The sequence below is a fragment of the Lysinibacillus sp. FW12 genome (genome assembly GCF_050817245.1).
GTDB classification, from domain to species: Bacteria; Bacillota; Bacilli; order Bacillales_A; family Planococcaceae; genus Lysinibacillus; species Lysinibacillus irui.
The window spans coordinates 2,052,935-2,074,799 of the sequence record NZ_CP139094.1 but is presented as its reverse complement, the minus strand read 5'-3'; the positions used below and the strand labels follow the sequence as shown (position 1 = coordinate 2,074,799).

The 21,865-nt window shown below is 36.7% G+C and carries 18 protein-coding genes and 1 pseudogene; 5 read left to right on the top strand and 14 right to left on the bottom strand.

All coding sequences use genetic code 11. From position 1 onward, the window contains the following. Positions 1–378 precede the first annotated feature (378 nt). From fdhF to SJW71_RS10495, 3 genes are read left to right on the top strand one after another with little or no spacing between them, the layout of a single operon-like run. Positions 379–3,315 carry a formate dehydrogenase subunit alpha gene (gene fdhF / locus SJW71_RS10505; RefSeq protein WP_431812108.1) on the top strand — a complete coding sequence of 979 codons (2,937 nt, stop codon included), beginning with the start codon at positions 379–381 and terminating at the stop codon, positions 3,313–3,315. 4 nt (positions 3,316–3,319) lie between these two features. After that, complete coding sequence (locus SJW71_RS10500; protein ID WP_431812107.1) at positions 3,320–3,799, top strand: DUF1641 domain-containing protein; 480 nt, start codon at positions 3,320–3,322, stop codon at positions 3,797–3,799. 13 nt (positions 3,800–3,812) lie between these two features. Next, complete coding sequence (locus tag SJW71_RS10495; RefSeq protein ID WP_431812106.1) at positions 3,813–4,859, top strand: Mrp/NBP35 family ATP-binding protein; 1,047 nt, start codon at positions 3,813–3,815, stop codon at positions 4,857–4,859. A gap of 206 nt (positions 4,860–5,065) precedes the next feature. Here SJW71_RS10495 and SJW71_RS10490 read toward each other — a convergent pair whose 3' ends face one another. The 9 genes from SJW71_RS10490 to SJW71_RS10450 form a co-directional block, all read right to left on the bottom strand. Next, the gene (locus SJW71_RS10490; protein ID WP_431812105.1) at positions 5,066–6,718 is read right to left on the bottom strand and encodes a M20/M25/M40 family metallo-hydrolase; all 1,653 of its coding nucleotides are present in this window, start codon (positions 6,716–6,718) and stop codon (positions 5,066–5,068) included. Between the two features lie 29 nt (positions 6,719–6,747). Then, positions 6,748–7,470 (bottom strand): amino acid ABC transporter ATP-binding protein, encoded by a 723-nt coding sequence (locus tag SJW71_RS10485; protein WP_312506496.1) that lies wholly within the window; start codon positions 7,468–7,470, stop codon positions 6,748–6,750. After that, complete coding sequence (locus SJW71_RS10480) at positions 7,445–8,140, bottom strand: amino acid ABC transporter permease (RefSeq protein WP_274793436.1); 696 nt, start codon at positions 8,138–8,140, stop codon at positions 7,445–7,447. The genes SJW71_RS10485 and SJW71_RS10480 overlap by 26 nt, the downstream gene beginning before the upstream one ends. A 152-nt stretch (positions 8,141–8,292) precedes the next feature. Then, on the bottom strand, positions 8,293–9,120 hold the full coding sequence (locus tag SJW71_RS10475; protein WP_274793437.1) for a transporter substrate-binding domain-containing protein: 828 nt from the start codon (positions 9,118–9,120) through the stop codon (positions 8,293–8,295). A gap of 21 nt (positions 9,121–9,141) precedes the next feature. Beyond that, complete coding sequence (locus SJW71_RS10470; protein WP_312506498.1) at positions 9,142–9,888, bottom strand: SDR family NAD(P)-dependent oxidoreductase; 747 nt, start codon at positions 9,886–9,888, stop codon at positions 9,142–9,144. 11 nt (positions 9,889–9,899) lie between these two features. Further along, complete coding sequence (gene gcvPB / locus SJW71_RS10465) at positions 9,900–11,486, bottom strand: aminomethyl-transferring glycine dehydrogenase subunit GcvPB (protein WP_274793439.1); 1,587 nt, start codon at positions 11,484–11,486, stop codon at positions 9,900–9,902. 21 nt (positions 11,487–11,507) lie between these two features. Beyond that, positions 11,508–12,896, bottom strand: coding sequence for an aminomethyl-transferring glycine dehydrogenase subunit GcvPA (gene gcvPA / locus SJW71_RS10460; protein WP_274793440.1), 1,389 nt, complete (start codon positions 12,894–12,896; stop codon positions 11,508–11,510). A gap of 27 nt (positions 12,897–12,923) precedes the next feature. Continuing rightward, positions 12,924–13,700, bottom strand: a complete 777-nt coding sequence (locus SJW71_RS10455) for an SDR family NAD(P)-dependent oxidoreductase (RefSeq protein ID WP_431812104.1) — start codon at positions 13,698–13,700, stop codon at positions 12,924–12,926. Between the two features lie 322 nt (positions 13,701–14,022). Next, positions 14,023–15,417 carry a sigma-54 interaction domain-containing protein gene (locus SJW71_RS10450; RefSeq protein ID WP_431812103.1) on the bottom strand — a complete coding sequence of 465 codons (1,395 nt, stop codon included), beginning with the start codon at positions 15,415–15,417 and terminating at the stop codon, positions 14,023–14,025. Between the two features lie 546 nt (positions 15,418–15,963). On the opposite strand from SJW71_RS10450, the gene rpoN reads away from it, so the two are divergent. Continuing rightward, the gene (gene rpoN, locus SJW71_RS10445; RefSeq protein ID WP_322611014.1) at positions 15,964–17,283 is read left to right on the top strand and encodes an RNA polymerase factor sigma-54; all 1,320 of its coding nucleotides are present in this window, start codon (positions 15,964–15,966) and stop codon (positions 17,281–17,283) included. A gap of 75 nt (positions 17,284–17,358) precedes the next feature. Here rpoN and SJW71_RS10440 read toward each other — a convergent pair whose 3' ends face one another. The 4 genes from SJW71_RS10440 to SJW71_RS10425 all read right to left on the bottom strand — a co-directional run bounded on the left by SJW71_RS10440 (position 17,359) and on the right by SJW71_RS10425 (position 20,087). Beyond that, entirely contained in the window at positions 17,359–17,652 is a 294-nt protein-coding gene (locus SJW71_RS10440; protein ID WP_322606612.1) for a hypothetical protein, read from the bottom strand. 128 nt (positions 17,653–17,780) lie between these two features. After that, positions 17,781–18,887, bottom strand: a complete 1,107-nt coding sequence (locus SJW71_RS10435) for a PA2928 family protein (RefSeq protein WP_431812102.1) — start codon at positions 18,885–18,887, stop codon at positions 17,781–17,783. A 28-nt stretch (positions 18,888–18,915) separates the two neighbouring features. Further along, a complete protein-coding gene (locus tag SJW71_RS10430; RefSeq protein ID WP_274793445.1) occupies positions 18,916–19,746 on the bottom strand; it encodes a CbrC family protein in 831 nt (276 codons plus the stop codon). A 32-nt stretch (positions 19,747–19,778) separates the two neighbouring features. Then, entirely contained in the window at positions 19,779–20,087 is a 309-nt protein-coding gene (locus SJW71_RS10425; RefSeq protein WP_312506504.1) for an antibiotic biosynthesis monooxygenase family protein, read from the bottom strand. 87 nt (positions 20,088–20,174) lie between these two features. Here SJW71_RS10425 and SJW71_RS10420 point away from each other — a divergent pair. Further along, positions 20,175–20,860 (top strand): annotated as a pseudogene (locus SJW71_RS10420) (ArsR/SmtB family transcription factor). 27 nt (positions 20,861–20,887) lie between these two features. On the opposite strand, the gene SJW71_RS10415 reads toward SJW71_RS10420, so the two are convergent. After that, positions 20,888–21,754, bottom strand: coding sequence for a DMT family transporter (locus SJW71_RS10415; protein ID WP_274793448.1), 867 nt, complete (start codon positions 21,752–21,754; stop codon positions 20,888–20,890). Positions 21,755–21,865 lie beyond the last annotated feature (111 nt).

Here is a 21,865-nt window from a genome sequence, read left to right as displayed (position 1 = left end):
ACAAATGGAATTGATGTATTTTGTTCCCTATGTCATATAAAGCATAGTGTTTTTAATATTTGAATTCTATTGTATAAAAATAAAAGTAGATTGAGTTTTTAGCAAGGCCTGCTAAGAATTTTATCCACCATGAATCATTAGCATGTCTTAGACGTGCGATTTCATGGTGGATTTTTTTATTTTTTCACAACAAAGACTTTGCTAAGTTGTTACGATCTAGCAATTTACCTATTTTGAGGTAGCTTTTAAGAACCATTGGGAATTACAATGATAACAAGACAAACTTTTCAGAAATAACCAACTCTAATTGTTATTCCCTTTTGTCTTAAGCGTAACATATTGTCTAGTAGTCTCAACGTGCAAAAGGAGGAAGTAACCTTGACTCAAATTAAAATTAATGGCGTATCGTATGATGTAAAAGAAGGAGCTACAATCCTTGATACCATTAATCAACATGACATCCCACATCCTCAAATATGTCATGTACCAGCTGTTGATCCAATTGAAACATGTGATACATGTATCGTAGAGGTCAATGGCCAATTAGTTCGATCCTGCTCCACAAAGGCAGTAGACGGCATGGATGTTTACTTAACTTCAGACAAAGCAAAAGCAGCACAAACAGAAGCAATGGACCGTCTACTCGAAAACCATTTATTGTACTGTACAGTTTGTGATAACAACAATGGGAATTGCGCGTTACACAACACAGCTGAATTAATGGAAATCGAACACCAGAAATACCCTTATAAGCCAAAAGTTGAACCTCATGAGGTAGACATGTCACATCCGTTTTACCGCTACGATCCCAACCAATGTATTGCTTGTGGTCAATGTGTGGAGGTTTGTCAAAATTTACAGGTAAACGAAACATTATCTCTTGATTGGGAGGCTGAAAGACCACGCGTTATTTGGGATACGGGTGTTGCAATCAATGATTCTTCCTGTGTAAGTTGCGGTCAATGTGTAACCGTTTGTCCATGTAATGCCTTAATGGAAAAATCGATGCTTGGAGAAGCTGGATTTATGACAGGTCTTAAACAGGATATGTTGGACCCCATGATTCATTTGATTAAGGAAGTTGAACCTGGCTATAGTGGTATTTTTGCCGTTTCTGAAGTTGAAGCAGCCATGCGCAGTAAACGTACTAAAAAAACAAAAACAGTCTGCACGTTTTGTGGTGTCGGTTGCTCATTTGAAGTTTGGACAAAAGGACGTAAAATTTTAAAAGTACAACCATCTGATGGTCCAGTTAATGCCATTTCTACTTGTGTCAAAGGAAAATTCGGCTGGGACTTCATTAATTCAGACGAGCGTATTACAAAACCACTTATCCGTAAAAATGAAGAGTTTGTTGAATCGTCATGGGATGAAGCACTAGATTTAATTGCCTCTAAGCTCGGCGGTATTCAGCAACAATATGGCCCTGGTTCTGTTGGCTTTATTTCTTCGTCTAAAATTACGAACGAGGAAAATTACTTAATTCAAAAAATGGCGCGTCAATTATTCGAAACAAACGACGTGGATAACTGTTCTCGCTATTGTCAATCCCCTGCTACTGACGGTTTATTACGTACTGTTGGTATGGGTGGTGACGCTGGTACCATTCAAGATATTGCCAAAGCTGGTCTTGTCATTATTGTTGGTGCTAACCCTGCTGAAGGACACCCCGTTCTGGCGACACGTGTGAAACGTGCACATAAATTACATGGTCAGAAGTTAATAGTCGCGGATATTCGTAAACATGAAATGGCAGAACGATCAGATATCTTTATGCGTCCGAAACAAGGTACTGACCAAGTTTGGTTAATGGCTGTTACTAAATATATGATCGATCAAGGTTGGCACGATGAGGCCTTTATTCGAGAAAATGTCCTTCATTTTAGTGATTTTACACAAGTACTGGAAAAATACACACTCGATTACGCACAAGAAATGACAGGTATTTCTAAAGAAACATTGATTCAGGTTGCTGAAATGATTCGTGATGCAGATGGCACTTGTGTTCTTTGGGGTATGGGTGTAACACAAAATACAGGTGGCTCTTATACATCAGCCGCTATATCGAATCTATTATTAGCAACTGGTAACTATCGTCGACCAGGTGCAGGTGCCTACCCTCTTCGTGGTCATAACAATGTTCAAGGTGCATGCGATATGGGTACACTACCAAATTTATTGCCAGGCTATCAAAAAGTAACGGATGACGAGGCACGTGCAAAATTTGAAAAAGCCTATGGTGTCCCTATTCAATCACAACCAGGTCGAAATAATATGCAAATGCTAGATGCGATCATGGAAGGGAAAATGAAAGCGATGTATTTAGTAGGTGAGGATATGGCGCTTGTAGACTGTAATGCCAACCATGTCGATGAGGTGCTGTCACAACTAGACTTTTTTGTGGTTCAAGATTGTTTCCTTTCACGAACAGCACAATATGCGGATGTCATATTACCCGCTGCGCCTTCATTAGAAAAAGAAGGTACATTCACGAACACGGAACGTCGCGTGCAGCGTCTATATCAAGCTTTACCAACACTTGGTGAATCAAAAGCAGATTGGGAAATTCTTCAAGAAGTTGCTCGTCGATTAGGTGCAGATTGGCATTATAACCACCCAAGTGACATTTTTGATGAAATGGCTAGCTTGTCTCCCCTATTCTCTCAAGCCAACTATGATGTTCTAGAAGGCTGGGGTAGCTTCTGTTGGGGTAGTCATGATGGAAAAGATACACCTTTATTATATGAAGATGGCTTTAACTTCCCAGATAAAAAAGCTCGCTTTGCTTTAAATGATTGGGTACAACCTGTTGAGTTTGAGGCACAGTATGATTGTCTTATTAACAATGGTCGTATGCTTGAGCACTTCCATGAGGGGAACCTAACAAATAAATCGAAAGGTATTCAATCGAAGGTACCTGAAATTTTCGTGGAGGTGTCACCAGAATTAGCGAAAGAACGAGGCATTGCAGATGGCGCCCTACTGCGATTAGTGTCTCCATATGGTGCATTAAAGCTAAATGCTCTTGTCACAGATCGGGTGCAAGGAAATGAATTATTTTTACCAATGAACTCGGTAAGTAAAGATTCAGCCATCAACTTCTTAACGGGCCCTGCAGCAGATGTGAATACATCCACACCAGCCTATAAGCAAACAAAGGTACGCGTAGAAGTGTTAAAAGCAAAAGGAAAATCACCACTTCCACGCACAAATCCACGCTATAAAAAACGTCATCCTCAAAACGGTGTGGAGGTACAACGGAAATGGAATCGTCCTGGCTACGTTCACTTAACAACTACTAACGAAAGAGAGTGAGAGCATGGCTGTACCGATTACAAACATAAGAAAACAACAAGTAACAGAAGAACAACTGAAGGAACAGAAATTAGACAATTTAAAACAACTACTTTCTGATCATGAAGAAGCAGTCAATCAAGTATTCACCATTATGGCTGAATTAAAAGATATAGGTGCATTAGAGGCAGCTACTAAGCTATTAGAGGCAAAAGAGGAAGTGGCTCATATTGCCCTTGGGCAATTAACACGCAAGCCAGTCACAAATATCATTAACAATTTAATGGGTGTCGCAGGCGCATTGACAGACCTCAACCCTGAAACAACAACAAAGCTAATTGAAGGCCTAAACGCTGGTGTCGATGAAGCGAACAAAGCACTGGAGTCCGATGAAAAAGTAAGTGCCTTTAAACTCGTAAAAATGTTAAATGATCCAGATGTCAATCGCGCACTTAATTTCGGGGTCCATTTCTTAAAAGGACTTGGCAAAGGCTTAAAAGAGTAAGGTGGTTACGTTAATGTTCGTAAAAGAAGATGTGATAAACGCATTAAAACAGGTAGAAGACCCTGAACTGCACCAGAGTATTGTAGATTTAAATATGGTACGTAATATTCAAATAAACGACACCCAAATAGCCCTGGATATTATGTTGACCATTCCAGGATGTCCGTTAAAAGCAACTATCCAGCAAGATGTCGAGAAAGTACTACAAGCAATTGGTGCCTCCGATGTTGCCATTACCTTTGGGGTTATGTCGGACCAAGAGCGTCGTGAATTAACATCCACGTTAAAATCGAAAAATGTAACAGATCAAGGAATGCCGAATATGTTACTGCCTAATTCTGGCGTTCAATTCATTGCTATAACAAGTGGTAAAGGCGGTGTAGGAAAGTCTACTGTGACTATTAATTTAGCCGTCGCACTTGCCCGTCTTGGGAAACGTGTAGGTATTTTAGATGCCGATATATATGGCTTTAGTATTCCTGCCATGATGAATATTGAGCAAAAGCCTACTATGCTTGACCAAACGGCTATTCCAGTAGAGAGCCAAGGCGTTAAAATAATGTCGATGGGCTTTTTTACAAAGGATAACCAGCCTGTTATGTGGCGTGGACCTATGCTGAACAAGTGGATTCGCAATTTTCTTGTCAACACGCTATGGGGAGATTTAGATTATCTACTGATAGATTTACCACCTGGTACAGGGGATGTGGCGATTGATATGGCAGCGATGATTCCGCAGGCACAGGAATTAATTGTGACAACACCCCATCTAGCCGCTTCTCATGTCGCTTTACGCGCTGGCTTAATGGCCCAACATACGAAACATACCATTCTCGGTGTTGTCGAAAACATGGCTTATTTTGAAGGGCCCGATGGTCACAAAAATTTTCTATTTGGACAGGGTGGCGCTGAGCAACTAGCAGATTTATTGCAGACCAATGTAATAGCTCATATTCCTTTCGCTCAACCTGAAGAAAATACAGGTTTCTCTGTATATGCCGAGGAATCCATAATCGGTGAAGTGTTTACTCACCTAGCAGAAGATATACTCTATCAGTAATATAATGAGACAAAAAAACACCTTTCGTTGAATAATGGGTTAACCAAACAATCAACGTGAAGGTGTTTTTTCTATGCGAACAAGAGTAAGCTGCCAATTTCTCAGCTACATCATTAGCTATTAAGAGTATCTTACATAGAGATCAAGGCTGTCGCTAGATAACTATCAAAAGAAGTAAAATAGGAATGACCATGAGCATGTATCCATTAATTATTTAGCAATTTATCTATTACTAGCTTTGTTAAATTGGGCATTATCTCCATAGTATATTTCAATTCGGTTCTTTCATATCTATTATGTGCATCATATCCATATGGCCCAATATTGATTGCAGGGATATTTAATTCTCTAATGGCATCATAATTTACATAATGTTTGCTTCCCCAGCTAGGATTATTGTTAATAACTGAATTCACACTATCTTCATCGACATTTATAGCGACGCAACTCATATCACAAATATGAGGGAAATAGTTTTTTTGAACAATAGGCTTATCATAATATGGTTGAACTTTTTCAACAGCATAGTCTAAAGCCATTAGTAAATTTTTTTCTTTTTCATTTTTCCCGGTTACTTCAACACATGGTGAGTACAATGAAGAATAAAAAATAATTATTGCAGGACTCTTATCCTTCGACCACTTCCAAACTTCTTCTACCACTCTTGCAGAATACATACGTACATCTAACGCTTTATTTTTTAATAGTTCCTGTTTAAAAATTTTTATATGTTCTTTGTAATCGTCCCCATATTCTACAATAATTGATTGTTCTAATTCTTCATAGAACAATACCCTTGTCTTCCATGGCAATTTTGCATATTCCTGACCACTTATTTCGCAATATCTCTTATAGTGATTGTTTAAATTAGTGATTGCATTATCAAATGCCATTTCTGCATGGATTTTTAACTTTTCTAAGACCTCTTTAGGTGACCAGGATTGCACAAAGAAATTATAATATACATAGGAAGCAAGAGCTGTCTGTACTGTATATGTTTCTTTAAAATCAGTTTGCTTCAAACTTACAGGTGGCATTGGTGTTTCTCCTAATGATTGATCACATAACTCTGGGTTATATGCAATTTGTCTAGTTAACTCTGCAGCAATATAGTTAGGGTCAAGTCCTTCAAAACTAGAACCTACATGACTTTCCGCCCCAGTAATATAAAAGGAAGGGAGTAGTTTACCGACGCTGCCTTTATATATATATCTACTTTCATCCCCCTCATACTTAGGAGCAACAAAATCGGAGTTAATTAATGCTGCGTAATCAAAAACATGTTCTTCTTTTAACCTTTTTAGATCCGTTAAACCAGACAATACTCCATGGGAACTATCCTCCTCATCACACTCAGCAAAAAATACAATGTTTCCATTCAGTTCCTCTGGATGTTCAGAATAATATTTTAATAAATAATAATGGCTTGCAACACCACTCTTCATATCAAGTGTTCCTCTACCAAATAACCATTCATTTGATTCTAAATGCTCTCTTACCAACGGCGGCACTTTTTCACTCTTTAACGCTTCATGAAGTTCATTAGGTAAACAAGCTTTCTCCTTCAAACTATTATAATCATCGATACCTACCGTATCTGTATGTCCCATTAACACAACCGTTTTATTACTATCTCCTTTAGTACCTTTTACAAAGGCAAACACATTGTATCTTTCAACCTCATCATCTATCGTACGTGAAGTAAATACATAACTGGAGTTTTTCTGGAAATAAGGTAGGCTAGAAATTGTTTTAGCCAGTGACTTTGAAATATCAATTTCCCCTTCGGTATTTACAATGCTTTCAATATTTACAAGCTCGTTCGTAACCCTTAATACTTCTTCATACGTTTTTAACATCGATCATCATCCCCTAATTACAGAAATAATTATAAAACCTGCTGTAAAAACTTAATGGTTCTTTCTTGTTTTGGAGCTTTAAAAATTTCTACTGGAGAGCCCTCTTCAATAATTTTACCGTCTGCTAACATAATTACCCTATCGGCTACTTCCTTAGCGAAGCCCATTTCATGTGTGACGACGACCATCGTCATGCCGTCTTTAGCAAGGCTTTTCATGGTTTCTAGAACTTCCCCTACCAACTCAGGATCCAATGCTGATGTTGGTTCATCAAATAACATAACACTCGGATTCATTGCAAGTGCCCTAGCAATAGCAACTCGTTGTTTTTGACCACCAGATAGTTGTTCCGGATAGTAATTAGCTTTATCAGCAAGACCAACTCGTTCTAACAAATTCATAGCAAATTTAATTGCTTCTTCTTTACTTTGCCTTTTTACCTGAATAGGTGCTTCTATTATATTTTGTAAAACACTTAAATGGGGAAATAAATTGAAATGTTGAAATACCATACCCATATTTTCTCTTACAAGATTTAAATTAGTTCTTTTTACATCAATAATTTCATCATTAATGCTTATCGTACCTGAATCTAATATTTCCAAAAAATTCATACAGCGTAATAAAGTGCTCTTCCCTGAGCCACTAGCCCCTATGAGAACAACTACTTCCGATTTATTAATTTCAAGGTTTATATCTTTTAAAACCTTCAAGTCACCAAATGATTTAGAAAGCGATTTCAACTTTATCACGTTTTTTCCTCCTTCCAACATCCAGTCGACTTTCAAGTTTATTAAATAACAATGTGAATAATAAGACTAAAATTAAATAATAAATTCCTACAACAAAGTATGTTTCAAGAGGCATATAATTGTAAGCTTGGGTTGATAGTGCATGGTTAAATAATTCAGATACTGCAATGTAGGCTACTAAAGACGAATCTTTTAACCCTATGATGAATTGATTAGCTAATGCTGGAATAGCTCTTTTAAAACTCTGTGGCAAAATAATTCGTCTCATTGTTTTAAAATAGGTCATTCCTAAAGATCGACCAGCCTCCATTTGGCCTTTATCTATAGATTGAATGGATCCACGGAAAATTTCTGCAATATAAGCTCCTGAATGGATTCCAAGCGCAATGGCCCCAGCTGCAAAGTCTGTTAAGGTAAAGATACTAGAAATTCCATAGTATAAGAACATAAGTTGTACAATTAAAGGCATACCACGAACAACAAAAATATAAGTATTGGCAATACTTTCCAGGATTTTAATATTGGATACTTTAAAAAAGGCAAACACTAACCCAATCACACATGCAATAAATAAAGAAACTATTGTTAACTCAATGGTTAAAACGGTCGCTTTTAAAAACTCCATGCCATGCTTTTGAAATATTGATGTTACATTTGTGAGAAAATCCATAGTAATCACCTAACCTCTTTTAAGGATGTGGATATGAAAGACACTTATTTAGAAAGTAAAATAGAAAGAATTTTCAATTTACTTAGTTTATAATTCAATTATTTTCTATGCCTAGTACATCTTTAGCATACTAGGCACGCTATTTTTAACAGTTACTCTAACAAGTCTTTCCCAAACCATTTCATACTTATTTCTTTATACGTTCCATCTTCGACCATCTCTTCAATCGCATTATTAATCGCCTCTAATAAAACTTCGTTATCTTTATTAATCGCCACTGCTATTTCTTCTCTTTTAATGACCTCTCCTAGGGCTTGAATCTTCAATCCTGACTCTTGCATTGCTGAAATACCTACAATTCTATCTGTAATCACTGCATCTAGACGACCGGGTGGAAGATCTTGTAATGCATAAATTTCACTAGGGAATTCTTTGATTTTATCTGTATAATTCTTTGCATCTTCAACATAAGTACTAGCTTGCATAACACCAATCGTTTTTCCCTTTAAATCTTCTACTGTTTTAATATCCTTATTTTCACTAGAGATAAATACTGTAGCACCTGAAACATAATAAGGAATTGAGAAATCAACCTGTTTAGACCTTTCCTCAGTTGCTGTCATACTACCAATAATCGCATCATATTTATTTCCTCGTAACCCTTGAATAATCGTTTCCCATGGATTGGTTACGGGATTTGCTTCAAGGCCAATCCTCTTTGAGATTTCTTTCCCGATCTCAACATCAAAGCCGACTAATTCTTGATTTTCCTTATAATTTAATGGTTTTAGTAAACCACTCATTGCAAATGTTAACTTTCCGTCCTTAACCAATTTCATTTCTGTTGCTACACCTTTGTCTTGATCCTCACTTTTTGCATCCGCAGTTGCCGCAACTTGTGTATTTGTTTTATTGTCCGAACATGCCGCCATCAACGAAATGACCAACACCAATAATAAATAGAATGTATTTTTCTTCATCAAATAACCCCTTCCATTTAATTAAGCTAGTTCTCCACCATCAATAGCAATTGCTTGTCCGGTAATATAGGACGAATCATCCGAAGCAAGGAAAGCGTATAATGCTCCGACTTCTTGAGGATCTGCATGTCGTTTCAGGGGGATACCTTCATTGACAACTTCCAACATAGCTGGTGTATATTCAGCCATTTGCATTGGCGTTAGCACGTATCCAGGACATATCGTATTTACTCTGATATTTGGAGCAAGCTCTAACGCCATTGTTTTTGCTAATAGATTAACACCTGCTTTGGAAGCGTTGTAATCCGCATAAAATGGATGACCTGTCACTCCATTTGTAGACGCTGTCATAAGTATGACACCCTTGCCCTGCTCCACCATAATTTTTGCGGCTGCTTGTGAAGTATAAAATACACCGTTTAGATTAATGTTTAATACTTTATTCCATTGTTCAGGACTAATATCAAGAAACTTATTGCGAATGCTAATACCTGCATTCGCAATAAAAACATCTACACCACCTAAATCTCTTTTTATATTCTCAAAAACAGCATTTACATTTTCAGGGTTACTAACATCTACTACATATCCTTTAGCAATTCCGGGATTTTCTTTTATCGATTGTTCAATACCTTCTTTATTAATATCTAAAATAGCCACTATCGATTCTTCTTCTATAAAACGTTGTGCTGTGGCTAATCCTATACCACTAGCGCCTCCCGTGATGACGACTCTCTTATTTTTTAAACTTCTATGATTGGTTCTCATCCTAACACCCCCTACCTATTATTTATTAATACTTCCTTTTTATTTTTCATCTTTTGTTGATATACCCTCCATGAAATACACCATTTTGATGGCTCATCTAAATAATCTGCTTCAATTAATTGATGAATTGTACTATTTTGCGGTGCTGCTTTAACAATTTCTGGCGTTTCGTATGCTTCTTTAGAAATCTGCTCCAGCGCTTGAATATATTCATCTAAATCTGCTTTAGAATAGGATTCTGTTGGTTCAAGTGTAAATGGTTGCGGAACAATATAAGGATGATGACTAGTCCAGTAATGTAAACCGAAGTCAGTCATTCGGCGCTGCACATCCTCTGTTGTCACACCTGTTTCTTTCTCCAGTTGCTCCCAACTATATCGAACTTGCTCTAATCGTTGCCCTTGTATATACGGCACACTTACACCACGAATTTTTGATACTTTACTATACAGATAATTATTATTTAATACAGCTGTTTCTGCCACGGCTTTAAGACCATCTGCTCCTAGTGCTCTAACCCAAGCATAAGAGCGTAAAATAGTTTGTGCTACCCCATGGAATGATCGTACTTTTCCAATCGAATGCTCTAATTGATCATTTAACACATACTGGTCTCCAACCTTCTCAACAATTGGTCCTGGCAAATATGGCTTTAATTCTTCTGTCACCCCGAGCGCCCCTGTTGCTGGTCCTCCACACATGTGAGGTGCTGCAAATGTTTTGTGAAGATTGAAGAAACACATGTCAAAGCCTGCTTCTCTTGCTCGTGTAATTCCTAACAGTCCATTGGCATTTGCCTGGTCGTAGTAACAAATTCCACCTGCATCATGTACTATTTTCGTAAATTCCTTAATTTTAGAATTATAAATTCCTGTATCTTCAGGGTTAGCTACTACAAATCCAGCAGTTCTTTCTGATACAACTTCTTTCAATTTATTAATATCTGGGAAACCATTTTCATCTGGGGGAATAGTAATTATTTTGTAACCTTTTACTACTGCTGTAGCTGCTTGAGATGGATGAGAGAAGATGGTTGTAATAATTTCATTACGTTGATCTGCCTCACCTTTCACTTCAAAATATTTGCGTACAATTGATGCCATGGCAAACAATGCTTGTGTCCCACCACTTGGTTGGAAGGAGAAGCGATCCATCCCGGAAATTTCACGCATCGCTAAGTCCATATTGTGAATGATTTCGAGCATTCCTTGGACAGTACTTGGATCTTGTAAAGGGTGAAGTTCCATTATTTTAGGATTACGAATAAGCAATTCATTAATTTTAGGAATATACTTCATCGTACAAGTACCTTGCCCAATTTCAACATTAAAATCAGAGCCTAATGTTTCTTGTGAAAGCCTTACATAATGTCGTAGCACACGTGCTTGACCGATTTCTGGTAAATTCAGTTTAGCTACCCTTTTCATATTTTGCGGTAAAGATGAAACACCATCACCGACCGCTTCTACTACCTCATTTGAAGGTTGTGGAACTTCTACTCCGACTTCTCCTGGTTGATGTAACTCAAAAATAATAGGTTCATTCCATTTAGCTTGATGAAAGTCTTTATTTACATTATCTCTTACAATCTTATCCATGTTAAAACTCCTTTCCACCATTTAATTTCCAGTAATTGTAGATAAAGCATTCACTAGCTTATCGATATCCTCTTTTGTGTGAACTTCGGTTACACAATAGAGTGCTGCTTGACCATATTCAGGAAACTCCAACGATAAATCTTTACCTCCAAAGATTTTTTGCTCTAGTAATCGTGAATTAATTTCTTCTACTGTTAATCCTGTATCATTAAAATCTATAATGAACTCTTTGAAAAATGGTGAGGTAATTCTTGAACCTCGAATGTTTTTAATCGTATTCAATTGCATTACTGCATACTGACTGTTTTGCATGATAACTTGACCTAACTCATACATGCCATTAGGTCCCATTAATGATAAATACACACCTGCCGTAATACCCCAAAGAGCTGTTTGTGTACCTACAGATTCCTTACCATTTTCTCGATCCGCAAATGAAGTACGATCATAGGCAATGTCACCGAAACCATATTCACCTTTCTTAACAGTCGGAATGATACCGAACAAGCGGGATGGATATTCATTCACAAATTTCGGGTCGTTATAGGTTGCAATAAATCCAGCTTGCCCTCCACTATAATTCATGTGCATACCTAATGGTTGAAGATCTCCACAAACAATATCAGCCCCATATTGACTTGGTGGTGCCAAAACCCCTAGTGAACTTGGATCAACTCCAACAATCATCAGTACGCCATATTTTTTAGCTAGTTGTGAAATTTCCTGTCCTTGCGACTCGATGAAGCCTAAATATGATGGATTTTCGAAGTAAATAGCTGCAACCTCGTTTGACAATTTTGCTTCTAAATCGGCTAAGTCCATTAATCCGGTATTAATATTAAATTTGACCCCTTCAAATGATAATTGGGGTGTACCATAGTTTGTTATAACTTTTCTGCGTTCTGGAGAAAGTGTATTAGCAAGTAAAATCTTCGTACGCTTTGTAATCCGACTAGCCATACGAATCGCCGTAGATGCAGCTTGAGCCCAATCAAATGTGGGAACATTAACAACTTCCATATCCACAAGCTCCGCCATCAAGCTTTGATATTCAAATAATGCTTGAAAGCGACCATGATCCTCATAGGGCTCTCCTGCATAAGCTGTTAAAAACTCCGCACGTTGGTTCACTTCATCACATACGGCTGGAATGAAGTGTTGCCAGCAACCTGCTCCTAGAAAATTAATGTATTCATTGGAGCTTATATTTTTATTTAAAAGCCCATCAATATGGCGTCGTAACTCTAATTCATTCAAAGCTTTCGGGATATCCATCGTACCTTTAAAATGTAAATTTTCCGGAATGCACGAATAAAGCTCCTCAACGGATTGAACTCCTATTTCCTCTAACATTTCTTGTTTGACCTCAGATACCATATTAGGAATATATGGATGAACCTTTTTACTCATTTAAAATGCCTCCCTCTATTATTAATTTTAGGCTAATCCGCCACCATCAACTGTTAATGTAGTTCCTGTAACCCAAGCTGATAAATTACTTGCAAGGAATAGAACCCCTTTCGCAATATCTTCAGGTGTTCCTAGTCTTGCTAACGGTCTATCTACAGCCGAACTACGTAAAAAACTTGATTCGTCTATGTTTAATTGTTTTGCCTCCCCACGTAGTAATGGCGTGTCAGTATCTCCAGGACAAATGCAATTTACGCGTATATTTTCAGGGCCATGGTCAATGGCCATAGCCTTTGTTAAATTTACAACTCCTGCTTTTGCAGCACAGTAAGATGCAGCTTTGTCTCCACCTTTGATTCCCCATCCTGAACCTGTATTAATGATACTGCCACCGTTATCTCTCATGAGTGGGATTAAGTATTTAGAAAGTAGATAAACCCCTTTAAGTGAAACATTAATAACAGCATCCCAATCCGCTTCGTCTAGATCCACTACTGTTTTTCTGCGAATAATACCCGCATTATTAAAAAGTACATCTACTATTCCGTATCTTTTCTGGATAGAATCAGCCACATTTTGGCAGTCTTGTGTATTCGTCACATCGCATTTTAAAAACTCAACATCTAAACCAGCCTCTTTTAAATTTTTTTCTGTATCTTCACCTTTTTGTTGATCTATATCTAGAATCAAAGTTTTCGTTCCCAACTCACTTAATAATTTAGCTGTAGCAAGACCAATCCCCGAGGCCCCTCCTGTAATCACAGCCACTTTACCTTCTAATTCAAAGTAGTCTTCCAAATACATCTTCCTCCTTTCATTTCCTTACTATATATCTAGCAAAATACGTGCCAACTGTAGAAAACTTAATTTCACAAAGCTATTCAATCTGCAGAAAAGTCAGAAACTTCAGGTGTTAAAGCTACTTTTTCATAATGCGATCAATAGGAGAGTTAACAATATACTCACTTTCCTTTTGCCATATTTGTCATTTCTGTTGTCACTTTTGTCATTAAAATTAACCATAAAAAAACACAAATACCTAGGAAGTTCACTTTAAATTACTCAAAGGAGGTGAGGAATTTAAAAATCTTCCACAAGCTTGGTATTTGTGTCAAACTAATTTATACTATAAATTTACACTTTTTAGTTTTCTATAAAGCGTCCTTGTACTTATTCCCAATTCTTCGGCAACTCGTTCTTTTCCAGCAGTATCATCTCCATATCGAGCGAGCATTTGGTAGATGACCTCCATTTCTGTATCTTTTAATATAGTAGAATTGCTATAAAGATTTTTCGCTTTATTCTTTTCGATAATATATTTGGGTAAGCTTTCCTTAGTTAATTGTAGGGAATTTTCCATTACCATACTGTACTCTAATACATTTTCTAACTCTCTTATGTTCCCTGGCCAAGAGTATAATTTCAACTCCTCCAAAAATTCATTTGAAAAATCTTTAATAAATTTCCCTGTTTTATGCTGAATCTTTTCAAGTAGCTTTTCAATCAAATATTCAATTTCATCCGTTCTTTCCTTTAAAGGGGGCAACGTTAAAGGGATAACATTTAGACGATAATATAAGTCCGAACGAAACTCACCTTTTCTCACCATATCTTCTAAAGATTTATTTGTAGCAGCAATAATTCTTACATTTACTTTTCTAGGCTCAATTGCTCCGACTCTATAAATAAGTCCATCTTGCAATACCGTTAACAGCTTTGCCTGTAAATGTAATGGTAATTCTGTAATTTCATCGAGGAATAAAGTGCCCTTGTCTGCCACTTCAAAATAGCCCATTTTTCCTTTTCTTCTTGCCCCTGTAAACGCCCCTTCATCATAGCCAAATAACTCACTTTCAAACAAGTTTTCAGGAATACTTGCACAATTCAGCTCTATAAATTTCCCTTTATGTGTAATGCTATTTGAATGGATATATTTAGCTAATAAACTTTTTCCCGTCCCCGTCTCTCCCGTTATGACAATTGACGATGGGCTATTTGCAATACTACTTAACTTACTCTTGATAAGTTGTAAGTGAGGTGCGTTGCCTAATACATATTTCGTGTCAGTTCCTTTTTTATTTTCAAGTAATAAATAGGATCCTTCACTGTTCAAGGCATTGATAATCATATCTCCCAACCGAGTTAACCAATTCTGATATATCTTCTGCTCAGAAGAAAGTTTTTTCTCCCCCTCCTCTGTAAAACTGACAAATGTCAAATATCCGAAGTGACGATCTCCTTTTACTAAATTCATCATCATTTCCACTTTAGATGGACAATTATTTTGGAATCTACAACCAGAACACACTTTCATTTGGCCAGGCTTTTGTAAATATTGAACAGACTTAGAATAATATTTTTGGAAGAACGGCAGGTGTACTGTTATCCCTTTTTGCTTTCTATATTCTTCTGTTGCTATAAATACTTCACCATTTGAAGTGAAATAGGCCATTTCTAATTGTAATAGTTCACCAAAAGCATCCAGCATAGATTGCACTAATTTTTCGGCATTCAACATCATATCCCTCCACATACATCAAAAAAGTAATAATACTAATTTAGTTATAGTAAAAAATAGCTCCTAATTAAACTATGTTATATGGAACGGAAGCCCAATTATCTTCTCTTTTTAAATTCGCCAAAAGTTACATCTTACCTTTAAAATTTTCTGTCAGTAAGGATAATATAGAATCCCTTTCCAATTAGACAAACTTGTAGGTAGGATTCACAACAAAAAAGCCACCCAAAATTGAGGCCCTATAAAAGTAAAACTTAATGGGGCAGTACATGGGTAGCTAATTTAATTATTTATATTGTAATCTATGAAACATTAGTGCATTAGAGGGGAACATGTCAAGTCGGTTCCATGGTTGAATCCTCTATCATTAGGAGCATAAAATTACCAGATAACCTAAGATCCATTAACTATGTGATATACCGTTCTGTTTGTAGTCTTCATTCGCTTCCTACAAATAATCTTTATTAACTATTTGATCTATTATAGACAAAAAATCTAGATTAGATAATAATAACATTACATAGAGAAAATGAGGTGATTCCCTTGAAAATGAATTTAAACGTCTCACAACAAATTACCCAAACGTTGACAACCGAACTCATTCATCAATTGGAACTACTACAATACTCCAGCTCAGAATTAGAACAACATATTTATGAGAAATCAAATGAAAACCCTTTATTAACTGTAATTGAGAAAAATATGAATCATACAAAGGACATTGTAGACCTTGCCACAATGTCTATAAAAGGTATTCAACCTAAGCAAAAACAACATTATGATTTTATTCAAACTCGGCTAACACAGCAACATTCATACATTACCCAACTACTTGATCAAATACCCTTCCACCCAGATATTACACCGCATGATAGAGATATTTTAAAATATTTCATATGTAACCTCGATGAACACTTATTTTTAAATGTAGACCTATCCAAAGTTGCTGAATCTTTTAACATCTCTTTAGACCATATAAAAACACTTCTAGAACTATTACAAACCTTCGAACCTCTTGGCGTTGGAGCAAGAGATTTTAAGGAATATTTATTAATTCAAATATACAATGATCTAGAAGCCCCACCTTTTGCAGCTCAATTCATACAACATCATTTAGAGCAAGTAGCTAATTTATCAATTAAATTGTTAAGTACGACTTATGACATTTCTATAGAAGAAACGCAAAGAACCATACAATATATACGAAACCTACAACCAATCCCAATTTCACTGGATAGTCATACGAATAACGAATATATTATACCTGATATAATCATCAGTAAACTGAATGGGGAATGGATTATAGAAGTTAATAATCGGTTTTTACCTAAAATAGAAATTAATCAAAATTACGTAGATCTACTAAAAGAATCCGTTGAAGATTATGCCTATTACCAACAATGCATGAACGATATCATTGTTTTAACGCAAGGGATTGCTCAGCGTGATAAAACATTATACAGCCTGACACGATTACTTCTTGATATGCAAGCTTCATTCTTTGAGCATGGAATAAATGCCTTATCTCCAATGCGTTTAAAAGATGTTGCACAAGCATTAAATATGCATGAATCCACGATAAGTCGTGCGGTTAAAAATAAATATATCCGTACAGAACATGGCGTCTTTGCACTACAGTCTCTATTTACAAAAGGCATAATCAATGACGCTGGAAAACTTGATTCTGTATCATTTGTCAAACGCCGCATTAAAGAATTAGTAGAAAATGAAAATAGGAAATTCCCTCTATCAGATCAACAACTAACGGAAGAATTAGAAGCGGAGGGTGTTCGAATTTCACGTCGAACAGTTTCAAAATATCGTAAAGAAATGAACATAGCCAATTCATCTAAACGTATTTATTTATAAAGAGAAAAATAAATACCCCTCATTTGGGCTGACTGTCTTAAAAAAGCGAGCAGTTCCTAAATGAAGGGTTTTTTATCACTTCTTATAACCAGCCTTTTTTAATACCTGCATGAAATAAAAGCGATACGTATTTTGGACAAATGTCTCTAATGGGAGTCCCACATTGACCTGATATTTAGTAAAAATAAAATAAAATCGTTTGTCCCATTTTAAACGTAATAGCTCTCCTGCCTCTTCACCATACTTCGCTGTAAATTCCATAATCAAGGGCTCAATCATCTCATAACAATAGTCTTTTAAGTTGGCGAGAGCTTCTATATCTTTATCTCTTTGAAAGCGAATAATCCATTCTACTAATTGCTCGTTCATTCGTCGTCATCCTTTTAAGTAGTGTTTCTTCCTATTTAAATTATACGCTATTTTACAAGAATCGAAAAAAGAACTATATATTCTCCTTGATTATTACTTCCCTTAAGCCTTGTTCAATATTTTCACGTTTAATCGATCGGTCGATTCCATCGTAGATGATAGTGAACGGTCTTCTTCCTTGTTTCCTTATCTAAAACAACTAGCCTATCACCCGCTTGAATGACATAGGTATTCTCTAATATGCGAACACCAGGCTGTTGTTGCTCTTGGTTGATGATCCCTATATTTTCTTCCCATATTATTTGATGTTTGTTCATATCGTACAGTAGTAAAATATGATCCGCACTTTCTCGCTGTGTTTTTCGATAAGTAACGATCGCCGTATTTTGGGCTATATCCACATCAATCACTTTAGGTTCTAAATTTTGATAAGCTTGTATGGCAGGCTCTGTTAGGACAGCTTGACTAAAATTATTGATTGCTTGATCGTCTTCTACTGGCTGTTGATGCGTGGCAAAATAACCAGGTAAAGATGCTTCAATAAAGAAGCGTGCTGAAAGATAGTCTTTAGCTTTTGGCTCCTCGCTTAACGTCTTCCCATCATAGCGATAGAATTTGCCATCGACACCCTCCAAATATAAATTATTTTCTAAGGCTACCATCTGATGGGCACCATTGCTCAACACATCTATTAATGGCTGATGCTGCTGACGAAATTCTTTTTCAGAGAATATTTCTTTGCCTGTTGTCATATCTAGCAATGACAATTGGCCAAATTCATCGTCACGATGATGAATAAGGAGACCACCCATAAATTTCCCAATAAGTGTTTCTTTAGAAGAGGCAGATTGTGTCCACTGCTTTTCTCCTGTCTCGATATTCACTGCAACGAGGAGATAATGAGAAATTATATGTGTAATGCCATTCGATGTTCCGTTATTTTCAGAGCCTCGTACCATTTGAATAGCAACACTTTGTGAATCATCTGTATAAATGGCGGAATCTGATTTGATTGGAAAAGCTCTCCCTGCTAAGCCAAAAATAATCATTAAGAAATTGCTGATCAATAAAAAAATAATGAGCAAAATGCTAGACGTGATGAGCCGTTTCCGTTTTATAACGATAAACAATACTAGTAATAATCCTAAGCCCAATATGACATATAAAAAAATATCGTGGATTAACCAACCATTTAAGCGCCAAGAATACAAATATCGTTGAAGAAATTGTTCCATTTTTCTACCTCCTTAAAACCAAAAACTATTAGCTAAAATCAGAATATAGTACATATCGGTCACATTCTAAGCACTGAAATAAATAGCCTTGATGATGACCATTGTTCATTAAGGATGCAGAAAGTTCATCTTTCGAAAAGCCTGTGTAATTGTCAAATTCATTGTCTATCCCTAGCTCCACTAAATCACTCCAGCCGACATAGCCGATAAACGCACAATAGTCCGAACAATGAGCCACCCAATTATTGCCCTGCCAGCTTACATAGCCAGGCGTTCGATAGAGCACTTCCTCGGCAAACTTAGGATTCGTAACCTGTTCATCATCTAGTAAGTCTTGCTGGAAAGAACCATCATATTTTTGAGCTGCTTCCCCACTATGTATGCAGGAAGGACAAAGATAATCTACATCCTCAATTGCATAAATACCACCAGTATAATAGACATCAACCTCCTGCTGGCAACAATCACATACAACGAATTCATCTGTTTCAAAAATTTTAGCTTCGAGAGGGTTTGGTAAATATTTAAACGTTGGGATTTTCGTTTTTAATTGCCGATGGTCTCTAATTTTTCTTGGTAACAGAGGATTAACGGAATTTGGTTTATTTATGTAGGTTTGGAGAACGCCATATTTTTTCAGATCTTTCTTATCTGCTTTATTCATAATAGTTGTAAATAATTGATAAGCTTCTGGATACATTCTTAGTAAGCAATAAACCTCTACTAGTATCCTTAATGTTTCTTCAGTTTGTGGCTCCTGCTTTACTTGATCTTTGAAAGCATGCATTTCATTAATCGTTATTGGATTGGAAGGATTAAAATTTTTTCTAAGTTCATGCCATTTGTCCGCGATTATCATTATAAAGTAGGCCCCCTTCTCATTCACTATTTCTATTTTACAAAAGAATACTCTTTTATTATTTGGCAGATTTCTACTTGATAGTTTGTGTACCATTCACCTTTACCCAATTGTTGTGCAGTCAAATGCTTGGCATTGTCTTTCCAGGCTTGAATAGCTTCTAGTGATTCCCAATAGGACACCGTAATACCTCTACCTTCATCGTTTCTCACACTTTCAACACGCAGGAAGCCAGGCTGTTGCTGTGCCAATGTGTTTATTATTTCCGCCATCTCGCCATAGCCCTCCCCATCTCGTTCGGTTCTTTGCGATGTAAAAATTACTGCATAGTACGTTTCCATTTATTTCTCCTCCTCTATAACTTTTATTGTAAACGATAATAACTTTGACTAAAATCATAATATAGAAAATTGAAAGGATTGTGACATATGGGAATTAATCCAAACATGGCTGAAGTTGCATCACTACTCGGCGATACATCAAGAGCCACCATCCTTGCTAGTATGATGGACGGCCGTTTCCATACTGCTAGTGAACTGGCATATATGGCTGCCATCAAACCTCAAACTGCTAGCTTTCATCTTGCTAAATTAATCGAAGGTAAGCTGATAAAAGTTGAAAAACAGGGCCGACACCGTTATTTTCAATTAGCTGGTGAAGATATTGCTCAATTTTTGGAGTCTTTCTTAGCCATCTCACCTCCACCAGAGGTCCGTTCTTTAAAACAATCGAGCCAAATGAAATTATTACAGGATGCTCGCACTTGCTATGATCATTTAGCAGGTAAATTAGGAGTCCAATTAACGGAAGCCTTGACGGATGCAGGTTATATAAAATTAGAGGACAAGCAATTTGTCTTAACAGATGAAGGCACTTTATTTTTCACTACATTTGGGCTTGATTTAGCTGCTGTAAAAGAAAAAGACGGTCCTTTTCTCATGCCTGCTTAGATTGGAGTGAACGACGATACCATTTGGCTGGTGCACTTGGTAGCGAACTATTAAACCAATTATTGAGCCTCGGCTGGCTTACACGAGTACCTTCTATTCGCGCCATCAAAGTGACAGAGAAAGGTAGGACAGGTTTTAAAGAGATATTCCAAATAGATTGCTAACAAAATAGAGGGCTAAGAGGTTATCTCCTAGCCCTTTTCTTTACTAAACGTCCGATTGACTAAATAAATGCCACTAATGATAAACAACCCGCCCATAACGAGTGATTGTTTTAGCGGTTCGTTTAATAACACCCAGCCTGTTAACACGCCAAAAAAAGGAGCTAAAAATAAATAGGCACTTGTTTTCCCTGGATCACTATTTTGAAGAAGATAGTACCACCCTGCAAATTGAATGATGGAAGAAAGAAGGCTAAGCCATAACAAAAGTAAGATGGACTGCTGATGAACAATAAAGAATGGTTGCTCTAGCAAGGTGCTACCTAGCAAAAGGAGTACTCCTCCAAATAGCATTTGATAGGCTGATAGAACCCAAGTATCAAATAATACGCCCCATTTTTTCACTAATAGGGTCGCAATGGCCCAAAAAATTGCTGAAAGAAGCCCAAAAAGAATACCCATCTTTAATTCAAAATGAGCCCCCATGGTAATAATCACCCCTATTAAGCCAAGCAAAACGCCTATCCATTGATAGAAGCGGTAACGTGCTTTCATAAAAATGGTGGCAAATATCACAACGAATAAGGGATTTGTAAAGGTTAAAATAGAAGATTCACTGGCTGTAATCGTGCGAAGACTTAAAAAAATGCACCCCATGACACCAGCTGTTTGAAACGACCCAATGATACAAAGCTTGAACCATTCTTCCTTTGAAGCAGGATGTGGCCTTTTAAAGATCCTAACAACAACAGCCATAATTATACCTGCCAGTATAAATCGAAATGCAGCCAATAATAAAGGCGAAGAATACACTAATCCTATTTTTACGATGGCAAATGATGAACCCATTAAAAAGGTTGTTATCACTAATAAAGCAATAAATTGATAGTTTTTCATAACTAGCTCCTCACATAATTTAATCTTGCTATATGCTAATTATAAACAGATAGTATTTCAACACTCATCGAAGTATGGATTACATTTTAAAGTTTTGTGAATGGCATTACT

Coding starts and splice junctions, on each gene's coding strand:
- SJW71_RS10480 (WP_274793436.1), bottom strand. CDS start 8,140: ATGGATTTTCTCACAAATGTAACATCAATATTTCAAAAGCATGGCATG.
- SJW71_RS10435 (WP_431812102.1), bottom strand. CDS start 18,887: ATGGAACAATTTCTTCAACGATATTTGTATTCTTGGCGCTTAAATGGT.
- gcvPA (WP_274793440.1), bottom strand. CDS start 12,896: ATGAGTAAAAAGGTTCATCCATATATTCCTAATATGGTATCTGAGGTC.
- SJW71_RS10455 (WP_431812104.1), bottom strand. CDS start 13,700: ATGTATTTGGAAGACTACTTTGAATTAGAAGGTAAAGTGGCTGTGATT.
- SJW71_RS10495 (WP_431812106.1), top strand. CDS start 3,813: ATGTTCGTAAAAGAAGATGTGATAAACGCATTAAAACAGGTAGAAGAC.
- SJW71_RS10415 (WP_274793448.1), bottom strand. CDS start 21,754: ATGAAAAACTATCAATTTATTGCTTTATTAGTGATAACAACCTTTTTA.
- SJW71_RS10425 (WP_312506504.1), bottom strand. CDS start 20,087: ATGGAAACGTACTATGCAGTAATTTTTACATCGCAAAGAACCGAACGA.
- SJW71_RS10430 (WP_274793445.1), bottom strand. CDS start 19,746: ATGATAATCGCGGACAAATGGCATGAACTTAGAAAAAATTTTAATCCT.
- SJW71_RS10490 (WP_431812105.1), bottom strand. CDS start 6,718: ATGTTAAAAACGTATGAAGAAGTATTAAGGGTTACGAACGAGCTTGTA.
- rpoN (WP_322611014.1), top strand. CDS start 15,964: ATGAATTTAAACGTCTCACAACAAATTACCCAAACGTTGACAACCGAA.
- SJW71_RS10450 (WP_431812103.1), bottom strand. CDS start 15,417: ATGATGTTGAATGCCGAAAAATTAGTGCAATCTATGCTGGATGCTTTT.
- SJW71_RS10440 (WP_322606612.1), bottom strand. CDS start 17,652: ATGAACGAGCAATTAGTAGAATGGATTATTCGCTTTCAAAGAGATAAA.
- SJW71_RS10470 (WP_312506498.1), bottom strand. CDS start 9,888: ATGAGAACCAATCATAGAAGTTTAAAAAATAAGAGAGTCGTCATCACG.
- gcvPB (WP_274793439.1), bottom strand. CDS start 11,486: ATGGATAAGATTGTAAGAGATAATGTAAATAAAGACTTTCATCAAGCT.
- SJW71_RS10475 (WP_274793437.1), bottom strand. CDS start 9,120: ATGAAGAAAAATACATTCTATTTATTATTGGTGTTGGTCATTTCGTTG.
- SJW71_RS10500 (WP_431812107.1), top strand. CDS start 3,320: ATGGCTGTACCGATTACAAACATAAGAAAACAACAAGTAACAGAAGAA.